This window comes from Streptomyces sp. NPDC057002 (genome assembly GCF_042673825.1).
Classification (GTDB): Bacteria; Actinomycetota; Actinomycetes; order Streptomycetales; family Streptomycetaceae; genus Streptomyces.
Genome location: NZ_JBHURZ010000004.1, coordinates 454,518 through 466,917, shown reverse-complemented (window position 1 = coordinate 466,917; position 12,400 = coordinate 454,518). Strand labels below are relative to the sequence as shown.

The window sequence follows — 12,400 nt, the reverse complement described above, 5'->3', positions numbered from 1 at the left end:
CCGGGCACCCGGGGTGCCGTCGTGCGTGGTCGTGCGTGGTCGTGTGTGGTCGGGTCAGCGCAGGACGCCGAGCCGGTCGAGCCGGTCGTTGACGCCGTTGCGGAGTTCGCCGAGGGTCGTGCCGGGCGGGGCCACCTTCGGTGTGGAGGACGGCGGCTGGGTCTCGTCCGCGCAGGTCGTGCCGCGCGCCGGGACCTTCAGGTCCACCAGGTAGCTCGTGACGGCGTCCGTCGCGCAGGCGCTGCGCCCGAACGCGGTGTGCCCCTCGGCCTTGAAGGTGAGCAGCCGGCCGTTGTCCAGCTCCCGGGACAGGGCCACCGCGTCCTGGTACGGGGTGTCCGGGTCGCCGGTGTTGCCGACGACCAGGATCGGCGCGGAGCCCTTCGCGCGGAAGGAACCGTCGTAGCGGCTGACCTGCTCGCCCTTCCACTGGACGCAGGCGGTGGCGTGCTGGTGGTCGTAGAGCGGCGGGCCGTAGGCGAGGGCCGGGCCGAGCAGCGGCGCGGCCTTGGCGAAGGAGGTCACCTTCCGCTTCAGCAGGGCCGGGTCACGCGGGTAGGCCTTGTCGGTGCACTCGACGACGACGTTCGGGTTGAGGAAGTCGTAGCTGGCCGCGGACGGCGGCCGGAGCAGGAACGAGGTGTTGTCGCGCTGCTGGGCCTTGCGCAGCGCCTCGCCGAGCGAGGGCCAGATGACCTTGCCCTCGTTGATGTTGAACAGGATGCGGTAGACGAGGGTGTAGCCGTTGGCCTGCCCCCCGCCCGCGGTCGGCACGGGGTTGGCGTCCAGGTCGGCCTTGAGCTTCTCGAACGCGGCCCGGGGGTCGCCGTCGCCGAACCCGCACGTGGCCTGGTCCGCCTTGCACCAGTCGAGGAAGCGGCCCATCGCGCCGTCCAGGGCCAGGTACTGGGGCCGGTCGTAGGCGTACGGCTGGTTCGCGTAGTGCTCGGGGTCGTAGGCGCCGTCGAGCGCGAGGGCGCGCACCCGGTCGGGGAACATCGCGGCGTAGACGGTGCCGATGTAGGAGCCGAACGACCGCCCGTAGTAAGACAGTTGGTTTTCACCGAGGGCCTGGCGCAGCAGGTCGATGTCCCGGGCGACGTACTCGGTGCCGACGTACGGCAGCAGGTCGCCGGCGTTGTCCTGGCAGGCCTGGTCGAACTCGGCGGCCTGGCGCACGGCGGGCTCGTAGGCGTCCGGGCCGGGGACGCCCTTGGCCGCGGTGATGGCCCGGGTGTACGTCGGGTCGTCCCAGCACTGGACCTGTGAACTGCGCCCGACGCCGCGTACGTCGTATCCGAAGACGTCGAAGGAGTCGCGCAGGGAGGCCGGCAGCTCGGCGTAGTTCCCGCGTACGAAGTCCACGCCGGAGTTGCCGGGCCCGCCGGGCTGGAGGAAGAGGGTGCCCTTCTTCTTGGCCTGGTCCGGGGCCTTCTTGCGGATGACGGCCAGGGTGATGGTCTTGCCCTGCGGATCGCGGTAGTCCAGCGGCACGTCGGCGTTCGCGCACTCGAAGCCGTCCTGGCAGTCGGACCAGGCGAGGGCCGGTACGGCCGGCTGCTTGCCGGTCTCGTCCGGCTGCGCCGCCATGACCTGGGCGGCGGTCCCGGCTACGGCGAAGGAGACGGCGGCGGCGATGGCGATCTTCAGACGCGGGAGGCGTCTGCGCGCGCGGGTGCCGGAGCCGGTGCCGGACCGGCCGGATCCGTGAGCTGGTGTGGTCACTGTGTGTTCCCCTAGTGCGCGAGTGCCGCGGCGCACCCCTTGGTGTGGTGTGGTGCGGCCCGGTTCGTTGAAGTTTCTAGCTCACTCCGGAGGGGAAAGGGGGCGGGAGTGACCTCGCGGGCCCCCTTGTGGGTGTCTTCTTACGCGATCTCTCCAATACCCGGCGGTAGTTGCGGCGTTGTTCACCCAGGACGGGGGCCAGGGGCTCGGGCCTCACAGGCCGAAGAGCTTCGCCCCGTTGTCGTGGCACACGGCCCGCAGCCAGTCCTCCCCGAGGCCCAGCCGCTCCAGAGCCTGGAGTTGGTGCACGTACGGGTAGGGGATGTTGGGAAAGTCGGAGCCGAGCAGGATTCGGTCGCCGAGCCCGGCCAGCCGGGGCAGGGCCCGGCCGGGGAACGGCGCGAGCCGCTCGCTGAAGTCGGTGAACGCCATCGTGGTGTCCAGCCGCACCTCCCCGTACCGCTCGGCGAGGTCGAGGAACTCCTCGTACTCGGGCATCCCCATGTGCGCGACGATGAGCCGCAGCCGGGGGTGGTTCGCCAGCACCCGGGCGATCGGCTCGGGCCCGGTGTGCTTGCCGGGCGCGGGCCCGGAGCCGCAGTGGATCACCACGGGGATCCCGGCCTCGGCCAGCACTCCCCACGCCGGTTGCAGCAGTTCGTCGGCCGGGTCGTACGCCCCGACCTGCACATGCGCCTTGAACACCCGCGCGCCCGCCTCCACGGCCTCCTGGACATACGCCTCGACCCCCGGCTCCGGGAAGAGGGTCGCGGTGTGCAGGCAGCCGGGCGTACGACGCGCGAAGTCCACCGCCCAGCCGTTCAGCCAGGGGGCCATGCCGGGCTTGTGCGGATAGAGCATCGCGGTGAAGGCCCGTACGCCGAACTCCCTCAGTATCCGCGCCCGTTCGGCCTCCTCCTCCCGATAGGTGATCGGCCACTCCAGCCCACCGGTGAGCGGCCCCAGCCCGTCGAAGTACTCCCAGACCTTGCGCAGGACCCGCTCGGGCATGAAGTGCGTATGCACATCGACGAGGCCGGGGAGCCCGAGCCGGCCCCAGAAACTGCGGATCTCGTCGGGCTCGAGGGGCTCGTCACCGTGATCGTTCATGCTGCCCACGATCGGGGCGGGTGGGGTGGCGGGGCCAGTGCCGTGCGCGAAGGGGCCGTGAGGGATCCGTCACCCGGGGCTCGTGTCGGCCCCTGCCCGGTGGTACCGGCCGGTGCCCTAATCGTGTTGACCGCCCCCGGCAGGCAGTGCTGGAGTCGGCGCGTGGACAGCATCCCTGCCAACCGGCGGTTCTGGAACCGGATCAGCAGCGCCTACCAGCACGAGCACGACCCGCAGATCGGCGCCACACCCCGGCTGTGGGGCATGTACTCCATCCCCGACGCGCACCTGCAGGCCTTGGGCGACGTCACCGGCAAGCGCGTCCTCGAACTCGGCTGCGGCGCCGGCCAGTGGTCCAGGGCGCTCGCCGCCGAGGGCGCCAGCGTGGTCGGGCTCGACCTGTCCGAAGCCCAGCTCGCCGCGGCGGCTCGTGCGATGGGAGCGGCCCGTTACCCGCTGGTGCAAGGCGCCGCCGAACAACTCCCGTTCGCCGCCGACAGCTTCGACCTGGTGTTCTGCGACTTCGGTGGGCTCAGCTGGGCGCCCCCGCACCTGGCCGTCCCGCAGGCCGCACGCATCCTGCGCCGCGGTGGGCGATTGGTGTTCAACGTCGCCAGCCCCTGGTTCGAAGCCTGCTACGACGAAGCCGCCGGCCGCGTGACCACGACGCTGCGGCAGGACTACTTCGGGCTGGACACCATCGCCGAAGGCCAGGGCGCGACCAGCTATCAGCTCACCTACGGCGACTGGGTCAGGGTCCTGCGCGGCGCGGGTCTCGTCATCGACGACCTCATCGAGCCGCGGCCCGAACTCGGAACACCCAACGGCTACAACGAAACCGACCCGCCCGACTGGGCACACCGCTGGCCGGCGGAACTGCTCTGGGTGACCCACAAGCCGTAGGTTCCGCCGCGCTGGCGGACACCGCGGCGCCGGCCATCACCCAAGCGCTCATGGGATACGGCCCGCCCCGGAGCATCCGCAGGCGGCGAGAGCCGACCGTTCACTCACTGAGCGTCCCTGGCTGTTTCCGGCCGATCCCGGCCGTTGTCACCGATAACCGTGATGAGCAGGATGGCGGGCATGGCGGTGTCCCCGGCAACACGACAGCTCTGCGACGCCACGTTCTCGCGCGACGAGATCGCGAGTGCGCTGGCACTTCTTGACCTGTATGCGGGCGTGGACCGTGAACGGGTGCACCAGGCCCTGGTCCGGCTGAGCGGAGGCCGGGTCGACAGGCTGCGTTCGTGGCTCGCTGAGGCCGAGCGCAGGCCGGAGACCGTCCTGTGGTTCGGCGAGCCGCCCTCGGATGTCTCTCCGGAGACCCATGCCTTCGGGGTGGAGTTCATCAACGGCTTCATGGACAAGCATCTCGACATGCGCGTGGAGCCCCGGGGCGAGTGACGGTCTCCGAGTGGCTCATCCGCTTCGGCCAGGGGCGGCCGGGCCCTTCCGAGGACGGCCCGCTCCTCCACGAGCACGGGGCTGCGGCCCTCTCTCTTCGCGGGGTGTCACTACGACCAGGCGCTCCGGCCGCCGGGAAGTCCACTGCCCCGGTCCGCATTCCGGCCGCAGTACCCAGACCATGCCGCCGCGCACATCCGTGACGACGCCCCGCCGATCGGTGACCTCGTCATGGATCAGGTCGCCCACCCAGGGCTTTCGCTCGTGGGTCATGCGTGTTCCTCCCCGTGCAGCTCTGCCCACACCCGCTTGCCCCACGGCAGTCGATCGGTGCCCCAGTCCTTCGCCAGCGCTCCCACGAGCGTGAGGCCGCGCCCGCTCTCGTCTCCTTCGCGTAGCTCCCTGACTTCCGGTAACTGCTTGGACTTGTCCACGACGCCGATGCGCACCCGCACGGTCTCGGGCCGGGTGACGGTGACACGGATGGAACGGCTTCGGGCGTGCTGGACCGCGTTGGACACCAACTCGGAAACGATCAGTACGCCGTCGTCGGCAAGGTCGTCCAGACTCCAGGCGGCCAGTGCGACGCGTACCAGGCGCCGGGCCGTGCCCACGCTCTCGGGCCTGCGCGGCAGCGTCTCGCAGTACCCGGGCAGCCGGTAGGACGCGCTCGCGTTGTGGGTTGCGGCATGTCGGTCTGCTCTCTCAGATCGGCCGAGCCCCGGGACCGTTCGCGCGGTCGGCGGGGCGCTGTCCGCTCATGTAAGCGACATGCCGGGGACGCTGACAGGGGCGTAACGTCCCACTTTCACCACGTTAGGCGGCGACCCCCAGAAACTCCGCCAACGGACGCAGTCCCGCAGGGTGGTTGGGAAGCGCCCAGAGGTCACGCACGATGGCCACGGCCAGCGTGTGATGCTGCATCCACGTTGGTGCCACCCGGCGCAGGGACTCCAGGGTCTTCACCGCTCCGGCCGCGTCCCCGATGTCCGTGTGGGCGCGGGCCACGTCCAGCAACAGCCACGTCCGCCAGGAAGGTGGGGTGTCCTTGCTCAGCCGCATCCCCTTGGCCAGCGCCAGGGCGTCGTGCGGGTGTCCGTACTGAACGGCCAGACGCACACGCTCGATACGGACCGAAGACGGGCTGAAGACACTGACCATGCGGTTGTCACCGCCGTCGGGCAGCTTCGAGACCCGTCCGGCTTCCTTCTCCGCCGTCTCCATCATTGCCGCCGCGCGCTCGTAGTCGCCGCTGCGCGCGGCGGACGTGGCGGCGCTCATGGTCAGCGCGCCCCACACCTTCAGCCCGTCGGTCGTCTCGGCCAGCCCGGCATCCGCCACATCATCGGCGGCACGGAGCGCGATGCTCAACGCGTCTTCAAGGCGCCCTTGCCGTTGGTAGGTCCACGCCGTTGAGTTGACGATCATCGGCACGAGCAGTGGATCGGAGGACTGCCCCGCGGCCTCTATGGCCCGCTCCAGGCTCGTCAGGGCGAGGTCCGTCTTGCCCATCCGCACGGCGACGTGTCCGGCGAGCTGAAGTGCCTTGCCCAGGACCGCGAATCCGGCCTTGCGATCGTCGTCGCCGTCCGAGGCAGTGACGGTACGCGCGTCCGAGATCAGGTCCGGCAAGGCCTTCATCACCGTGTCGAACTCGGCTGCGTGGTACTGCGTCCAACCGTCCGCGATCTGCTCGCGCAGCCGCTCCAGCGAGAATCCGGGACCTGGTGGCTCCGGCTCCGGTCCCCAGAGCACAGGCATGATGGCGCGGCGCACGGCGACGAAGCGCGGTCCGTCGTTCTCACCCGTGGAGGAGACCGCAGGCGGATCTCCCAGCAGCGTGGTCAGCTCCACACCGAGGCCGTTGGCCAAGGCGTGCAGCGTGGGCAGGCGTGCCGAGTGCTTTCGTCCCTGTTCGAGCTGACGGATCACGTCGACGGACACGCCGGAGCGTTCGGCCAGCTCTTCTTGCGTCAAAGAGGCCAGACGGCGCAAGCGGCGCAGGGTCCGTCCCAGGTCTTCGTTTGCCACGCAGCCACCGTACGCCGCGCCCCTGCCCTCCGGGCGGGTCAGTGGATCTCGTACTGGTCGTGCGGGACCGCGCGTGACCACACCGCCTCGAAGGCCTCGGCGCACAGCTTCACTGCCGCAGGGTCTCCGGAGACCTCACCACCGGCGGATACACCCTCGCCGGTGAAGTGGTTCCAGTAGACCGTGTCGTCGTCGAAGAGCCAGAAGTCGTTGCCGGGCAGCGCGAGATCGGAGGCCCGGCGCCGAGGCAGCCAGCGCACCAGCTCGCCGGCGGCGATGTTGGTGAACGTGAAGCTGTGCAGGAACCAGGTGTACTCGCTGACCGGTTCCGACACGATCCTGGCCCGGCGGATCACGATGCCACGCGCGACCGTCTCCTCGACCAGGCTCAGCCAGGGCCGCCACCAGGAAGCCCGGTCGGCGGGATCGTGCCGGTGTCCGCGGCGCCACTCGGCGAACGGTCCGGACTCGTAGTCGACGGCGTACGCGTCCCGCATCTCGAGGTGGACGGCGGACCGGGTGGCGCCGGCGAGCAGGTCAGTGAACGCGGGCGGTGGCACGTTCGGCGGCATCGCATGCCCTCCTGATCGTCGGAACCCTGGCGGGAACAGGCGCCACTGAACCAGTCTCGGGGATTACGACCGCGTGGACAGGGCCAGTAGACCTCTGTCCGCCGATCACCCCGCGGCTCACGAAGGACCCTCGCTCCCCGGCCCCCGATACACCGCCCCCACCCGCTCCCGGAACGGCCTCCGCCCCACCGCCTCCACCACCTCCCTCAGCAACACCGCGAGCGGCATCGACAGCTCGGCATCCAGCTCCGCCATCGCCACCACCGTGGCCTCCCACTCCGCCTCGATCCGCGGGAGCAGGGCGTGGGCCTTCGGGGTCAGGTCGATCAGGCGGCGGCGGGCGTCCAGGGGGTCGGGGGTGTGGGTGACCAGGTCCGCGCGGGCCATCTGGGCCGCGGTCTGGCTCGCGGCCGAGTGCGTGACGCCCACCGCCGCCGCCAAGTCGCGTACGGACAGCGGGCCTTCGGCCAGGAGGGCCCGTACGACCGGGGAGAAGCGGGGCCGGTACTCGGGGAGGCCCTGTTCCTCGTAGATCTTGGTCACGTCACCGTCGAGCAGTTCCAGGACGTGGCGGAGCAGTGTTCCTACGGCGGCCGGATCCGGGATGTCTCTCACCTTGTTAATCTAACAGCGCTGTTACATCTCGGCGGAGTCGAGGAGTGCACCTCCACATGACCGGTCTCCATCCCCCCATCGAGCCGTACGAGCACGGCATGCTCGACGTCGGCGACGGCAACCGCGTCCACTGGGAGACCTGCGGGAATCCCGCGGGCAAGCCCGCCCTCGTGCTGCACGGCGGGCCGGGATCCGGGGCGGGGCCGTTCTGGCGCCGGCTGTTCGACCCGGCGGCGTACCGCGTCGTGCTCCTCGACCAGCGCGGGTGCGGGCGGAGCACGCCCGACGCCGCCGATCCCCGGACCTCGCTCGCCGCCAACACCACCCGCCATCTGATCGCCGACATCGAGCAGTTGCGGCGGCACCTCGGCATCGAGAAGTGGCTGGTCCTCGGCGGCTCCTGGGGTGTGACCCTCGCGCTGGCCTACGCCGAGCAGCACCCGGGGCACGTGTCGGAACTGGTCCTCTTCAGCGTCACCAGCACCACCCGCCGTGAGGTGGAGTGGGTCACCCGGGACATGGGGCGGATCTTCCCCGAGGAGTGGGCCCGGTTCCGGGACGCCGTCCCCGGGCGGGAGCGCGACGGCAGCCTGGTGGAGGCGTACGCCCGGATGCTCGCCGACCCCGATCCGGCCGTACGGGAGCGGGCCGCTCGGGAGTGGTGCCGTTGGGAGGACGTGCATGTGTCCACCCACCCCGGGCACAGGCCCGATCCCCGCTACGAGGACCCGCACTTCAGGATGCGCTTCGCCCGCCTCGTCACGCACTACTGGCGGCACGCGGGCTTCCTGGACGACGGGGCCCTGCTGCGCGACGCCGGGAAGCTGGCCGGTATCCCGGGGGTGATGGTCCACGGGCGGATGGACATCAGCGGGCCTCCGGACATCGCGTGGCGGCTGAGCCGGGTGTGGCCGGACGCGGAGCTCGTGCTGATCGGCGGGGAGGGACACGGACTGTCCGGGGATGCCACGACGGATGCCGTGGTGGCGGCTACGGACCGGTTCCGGCCCCTGGGGAACACCTTCCGCGTCTGATGCCGGCCGTTGTCACCGGGCTCCGGAGAGCCGCTGGGCCCCGCACGTCGCCAGGCTGCACCACCTCCGCCGCCCGCTCCCGTCGAGGAACAGCCAGCCGCAGTCCGGGCTGGGGCAGGCGCGGACGGTGAAGCTGCGGGTGTCGGCGAGCAGTTCGGCCGCGCTGCGCGCCACTGCGAGGAGGGGCAGGCGCAGACCGGCGGAGGGGGACGGCCGCCAGCGTCCCAGACCGTCCTCGCCCCGGGTGAAGACCGAGAGCCGCGCGGAGTCCTCCACGACCCCGGCCACCGCCTTGAAGGCCCGGCCGTCCTGTGGATCGGTCAGGCAGGCGTAGAGGTCCGTACGGAACCGCCGGGCCTCGTCGAGCGCGGCGGCGGCCTCGGCGGGTTCGCGTAAGGCCTGTTCCCGCAGCCGGGCGACCGTCCGCTCCTCGATCAGGTCCAGATGCCCGGCCCATACGGCGAGCGCGGCGTAGCCCCGCAGCCAGTCCGACCCGGGCAGCGGGTCCCCGCCCCACCCGGCGTAGGTGTTGCAGAACTCCAGCGCGGGGTGTCCGCTCGTACTCCACGGCAGCCACTGGTCGCCGACCCGTACCGCGTAGACGGGCCCGGGGGGCCGGTCCAGGCGGGGGTCGCCGCTCAGCATGCGCTCACGCAGGGTGCGCAGTTCACGGTTCGGTTCGATGCCGAGGTCGGCCGCCAGAAGGGTGCGCGTGCCGTCGTACAGCCGGAGCGCTTCGGCCTGGCGGCCGGCCCGGTACAGGGCGGTCATCCGGGCGGCGACCAGCCGTTCACGCGTCGGGTGCTCGTCGAGCAGCGGTGTCAGGTCCGCCGCGACCCGGTCGTGCAGCCCCATGGCGAGCTGGGCCTCGGCCCGCTGTTCCACGGCGGACAGCCGCAGTTCGGCGAGCCTGCCGCCCAGCCGCGTCCGCAGCCGTTCGCCGGCCACGTCCGCGAGCGGCTCGCCCCGCCACAGCCCGAGGGCATCGTCGTAGAGGCGGATCCGCTCGGCCGGGTCCCCGGCGGCGGCCGCCTGCCCGACGAGGTCCGTGAACTCCTGTGCGTCGATGCGGTGTTGGCCCTGCTCCACGGCGTAGCCGTCGTGGCGGCTCTCGACGGGCACCCCGTACGGTCTGAGCGCGGCGCGCAGCCGGCCGACATAGGTGTGGACGGTGGCGCGCGCGGAGGCGGGCGGGTGGCCGTCCCACAGCAGGTCGATGAGGCGTCCGGTCGCGACGACACGGCCCGCGTGCAGCAGCAGGACCGCCAGCAGGCACCGCTCCTGGCGGCGGCCGCCCACCGGCACCGGCCGTCCCTCGTGACGGACGGCGAACGGACCGAGCAGCTGGAAATCCATGGCTACAGGGCGCGCTGCTTGGCTTGGAAGCGCGCCTTCTTCTGACGATTCCCGCACGTGTTCATGTCACACCATTTGCGGGTGCGGCTCTGGCTGGTGTCGAAGAAGGCCGCTTGGCAGGTCGGTGACGCGCACAAGGCCAGTTTTCCGTCTCGTTCGCCCGCGATGATGCTGATCGCGTCGGCGGCGATCACGCCGAGGGCGTCCTCCACGCGGGAAGCCGAGCTGAGCCGCCATCGCCGCTCGCCCTCGGGCGTCAGGACCGCCGCGGCCCGGCCCTGAACGCTGCGCTCATTGATGACCTGGACAGCGGACGCGGGGAGAGCCGCCTGGAGCGCGGCCGCTGTCGCGGCGGCGTGGATCGACTCCCTCAGTTCCCGGGCGAGGTCGAGCTGGGCAGGGGTGCAGGAGTCCACGGCGAGGCCGTACACCGCCAGCCAGTCGACGAGTCGGTGCGGCGCGGGAATGCGCTCCACGGCGTCGCCATGACGCTCCGAGAGAGTCCCCGTGAAGCTGGTCGCCAGCACGCTGCCGAGGCGGAAGTCAGGGAATCCAGCAGACATGGAACCACCTTAGCCGGTTGCGGCCCGGCGCGAGGGCCTGCTAGAACCGTCTTAGCCGGTTCCGCGATGGCCAGGAGGTCTCATGCCCCGCCCGACGAGCGATGTGCAAGCATTCGAAGCCCGCGCGACTGACGCCGACCTCGACGATCTGCGCGCGCGACTGGCCGCGGCGCGACTACCGGAGGCCGAGACCGTCCATGGCGCCGCGCCCGGCCCTCGCCGATGGGAACAGGGCGTTCCGCTCGCCGACCTCGTCGATGTCGTGAACTACTGGCGTACCGGGTACGACTGGCGGTCGTTCGAAGAGCACCTCAACCGGATCGGCCAGTTCCGCACGACCATCGATGGTCTGGGAATCCACTTCCTGCACCGCCGGTCCGCGCGCGCGGATGCCACTCCGCTGCTCTTGACGCACGGCTGGCCGGACAGCATCGCCCGGTTCGTCGACGCGGTGGACGAGCTGGCGGATCCGAAGGACGCGGACGCGCCGGCGTTCCACGTCGTGGTCCCGTCGCTGCCGGGCTTCGGTTACAGCGACAAGCCGGCCACCACCGGGTGGGGAACCGAAAAGATCGCGTCCGCCTGGGTGGAACTGATGGGAAGGCTCGGCTACAGCGAGTTCGTGGCCCATGGCGGCGACTGGGGCGGCAATATCACCACGGTTCTCGGCGGCAGGTTCCCGGCGCACGTTCTCGGCATCCACACCACGTTCGCGGAGGGACCGCCCGGGTTGACGACGGACGGGCTGACGGCGGTCGAGCGCGAGTGGGCCGAGGAGACCCGCGATTTCTGGCGCCACCGCGCGGCGTACGCGAAGCAGCAGGCGACCCGGCCGCAGACCATCGGCTACTCGCTCGTCGACTCACCGGTCGGGCTTCTCGCCTGGATCCTCGACAAGTTCGCCGAGTGGTCGGACACCGAGGACAGCCCGTTCGAGACGATTTCCATGGACCGTGTGCTCGACGACGTCACCCTGTACTGGCTGACGCGGACCGGGGCATCGGCGGCCCGCATCTACTACGAGAGCCACAACTCGCTGGACCCCGGACTACGGGTCGACGTCCCGTCAGCGATCACCATGTATCCCCGCGACGTCGAGAAGTGCCCGCGCCCCTGGGCGCAGGAGCGGTACCGGCACATCGTCCGGTGGAGGACGCCCGAAAGCGGGGGACATTTCCCGTCGCTGGAGGTTCCCGGGTATTTCGTCGAGGATCTGCGAGAGGGCCTCGCGGCGGTGCTGACCGCTAATCGGTGATGTGCCGCAGATAGGCGTGCGGGTCGGCGAGATAGCGGCGCCAGTGATCCACAATGCCGAGCTCCCCCCAGGCGACCCTCCGCAGGCCGTGCTCGCCGACCTCGACGATGTCCGCGCCCGGCAGGGCGGTCAGGATCGGGGAGTGCGTGGCGCAGATGACCTGGCCGCCCTCCTTGGCCAACCGGTCGATGTGCCCGATCAGTTCGAGGCAGGAGGAGAAGGACAGCGCCGCCTCCGGCTCATCGAGGACGTAGAGCCCGGCGTGCAGGAACTTCCCCCGGAACGCCGCGAGAAAGCCCTCGCCATGGCTGACCGAGTCCGGCGCGAAGCCCTCCCTGTCCAGCGCGTCCAGCGCGGTCTCGGCCCGCAGGAAGAAGCCCTTGCGGGCCGACCAGCTGGTGACCATGCGACGCCCGCGCGAGGCCGCGTCGAACTTGATCCGCTCGCCGAGCGCCGACTTGCCGCGCGGGGAGGCGTAGCGCCAGTCGTGGGAGCCACCGTAGGAGTCCAGGCCGAACCCCTCCGCCAGCGCCTCGACCAGCGTCGACTTCCCCGAGCCGTTCTCACCGACCAGAAAGGTCACCGGTGCGGTGAAGCGCAGCCCCTCGTCGAGCAGCTGCCGGACGCAGGGCACCGACCAGGGCCAGGTGTCCTCGTCGTACGAGGAGAGATGGGCGTACGCGCGTTCGACAATCACCCGACCAGTGTCGCCCAGGGCCCGGAAGGCGTCTCCGT

Annotated in this window: 13 protein-coding genes; 4 read left to right on the top strand and 9 right to left on the bottom strand. The window is 70.9% G+C overall.

The window, feature by feature from the left end; all coding sequences use genetic code 11:
* Positions 1-54 precede the first annotated feature (54 nt).
* Complete coding sequence (locus tag ACFT32_RS22140) at positions 55-1,725, bottom strand: alpha/beta hydrolase (RefSeq protein ID WP_382491784.1); 1,671 nt, start codon at positions 1,723-1,725, stop codon at positions 55-57.
* A 213-nt stretch (positions 1,726-1,938) separates the two neighbouring features.
* Positions 1,939-2,835 carry an amidohydrolase family protein gene (locus ACFT32_RS22135; RefSeq protein WP_382491782.1) on the bottom strand — a complete coding sequence of 299 codons (897 nt, stop codon included), beginning with the start codon at positions 2,833-2,835 and terminating at the stop codon, positions 1,939-1,941.
* A gap of 162 nt (positions 2,836-2,997) precedes the next feature.
* Between ACFT32_RS22135 and ACFT32_RS22130 the strand changes: the two genes are divergently transcribed.
* Both ACFT32_RS22130 and ACFT32_RS22125 read left to right on the top strand, forming a co-directional pair.
* The gene (locus tag ACFT32_RS22130; RefSeq protein ID WP_382491780.1) at positions 2,998-3,738 is read left to right on the top strand and encodes a class I SAM-dependent methyltransferase; all 741 of its coding nucleotides are present in this window, start codon (positions 2,998-3,000) and stop codon (positions 3,736-3,738) included.
* A 180-nt stretch (positions 3,739-3,918) separates the two neighbouring features.
* Positions 3,919-4,239, top strand: a complete 321-nt coding sequence (locus ACFT32_RS22125) for a hypothetical protein (RefSeq protein ID WP_382491778.1) — start codon at positions 3,919-3,921, stop codon at positions 4,237-4,239.
* A gap of 269 nt (positions 4,240-4,508) precedes the next feature.
* Here ACFT32_RS22125 and ACFT32_RS22120 read toward each other — a convergent pair whose 3' ends face one another.
* The 4 genes from ACFT32_RS22120 to ACFT32_RS22105 all read right to left on the bottom strand — a co-directional run bounded on the left by ACFT32_RS22120 (position 4,509) and on the right by ACFT32_RS22105 (position 7,457).
* Complete coding sequence (locus ACFT32_RS22120) at positions 4,509-4,853, bottom strand: ATP-binding protein (protein ID WP_382491775.1); 345 nt, start codon at positions 4,851-4,853, stop codon at positions 4,509-4,511.
* 202 nt (positions 4,854-5,055) lie between these two features.
* The gene (locus tag ACFT32_RS22115) at positions 5,056-6,270 is read right to left on the bottom strand and encodes a helix-turn-helix domain-containing protein (protein ID WP_382491772.1); all 1,215 of its coding nucleotides are present in this window, start codon (positions 6,268-6,270) and stop codon (positions 5,056-5,058) included.
* Positions 6,271-6,308: 38 nt separating this feature from the next.
* A complete protein-coding gene (locus ACFT32_RS22110; RefSeq protein WP_382491770.1) occupies positions 6,309-6,842 on the bottom strand; it encodes a DUF6879 family protein in 534 nt (177 codons plus the stop codon).
* 117 nt (positions 6,843-6,959) lie between these two features.
* Positions 6,960-7,457, bottom strand: a complete 498-nt coding sequence (locus tag ACFT32_RS22105; RefSeq protein WP_382491767.1) for a MarR family winged helix-turn-helix transcriptional regulator — start codon at positions 7,455-7,457, stop codon at positions 6,960-6,962.
* 56 nt (positions 7,458-7,513) lie between these two features.
* Here ACFT32_RS22105 and pip point away from each other — a divergent pair, with 56 nt between their 5' ends.
* Positions 7,514-8,491 carry a prolyl aminopeptidase gene (pip, locus tag ACFT32_RS22100; protein ID WP_382491764.1) on the top strand — a complete coding sequence of 326 codons (978 nt, stop codon included), beginning with the start codon at positions 7,514-7,516 and terminating at the stop codon, positions 8,489-8,491.
* Between the two features lie 12 nt (positions 8,492-8,503).
* On the opposite strand, the gene ACFT32_RS22095 is transcribed toward pip, so the two are convergent.
* Both ACFT32_RS22095 and ACFT32_RS22090 read right to left on the bottom strand, forming a co-directional pair.
* Positions 8,504-9,847 (bottom strand): BTAD domain-containing putative transcriptional regulator, encoded by a 1,344-nt coding sequence (locus tag ACFT32_RS22095; RefSeq protein ID WP_382491761.1) that lies wholly within the window; start codon positions 9,845-9,847, stop codon positions 8,504-8,506.
* Positions 9,848-9,849: 2 nt separating this feature from the next.
* Positions 9,850-10,410, bottom strand: coding sequence for a CGNR zinc finger domain-containing protein (locus tag ACFT32_RS22090; protein ID WP_382491759.1), 561 nt, complete (start codon positions 10,408-10,410; stop codon positions 9,850-9,852).
* 82 nt (positions 10,411-10,492) lie between these two features.
* Between ACFT32_RS22090 and ACFT32_RS22085 the strand changes: the two genes are divergently transcribed.
* Entirely contained in the window at positions 10,493-11,665 is a 1,173-nt protein-coding gene (locus tag ACFT32_RS22085) for an epoxide hydrolase (RefSeq protein WP_382491756.1), read from the top strand.
* Here the strand turns inward: ACFT32_RS22085 and ACFT32_RS22080 are convergent.
* The gene (locus ACFT32_RS22080; protein ID WP_382491753.1) at positions 11,655-12,362 is read right to left on the bottom strand and encodes an AAA family ATPase; all 708 of its coding nucleotides are present in this window, start codon (positions 12,360-12,362) and stop codon (positions 11,655-11,657) included. The two genes, ACFT32_RS22085 and ACFT32_RS22080, sit on opposite strands and share 11 nt — an antisense overlap.
* Positions 12,363-12,400 lie beyond the last annotated feature (38 nt).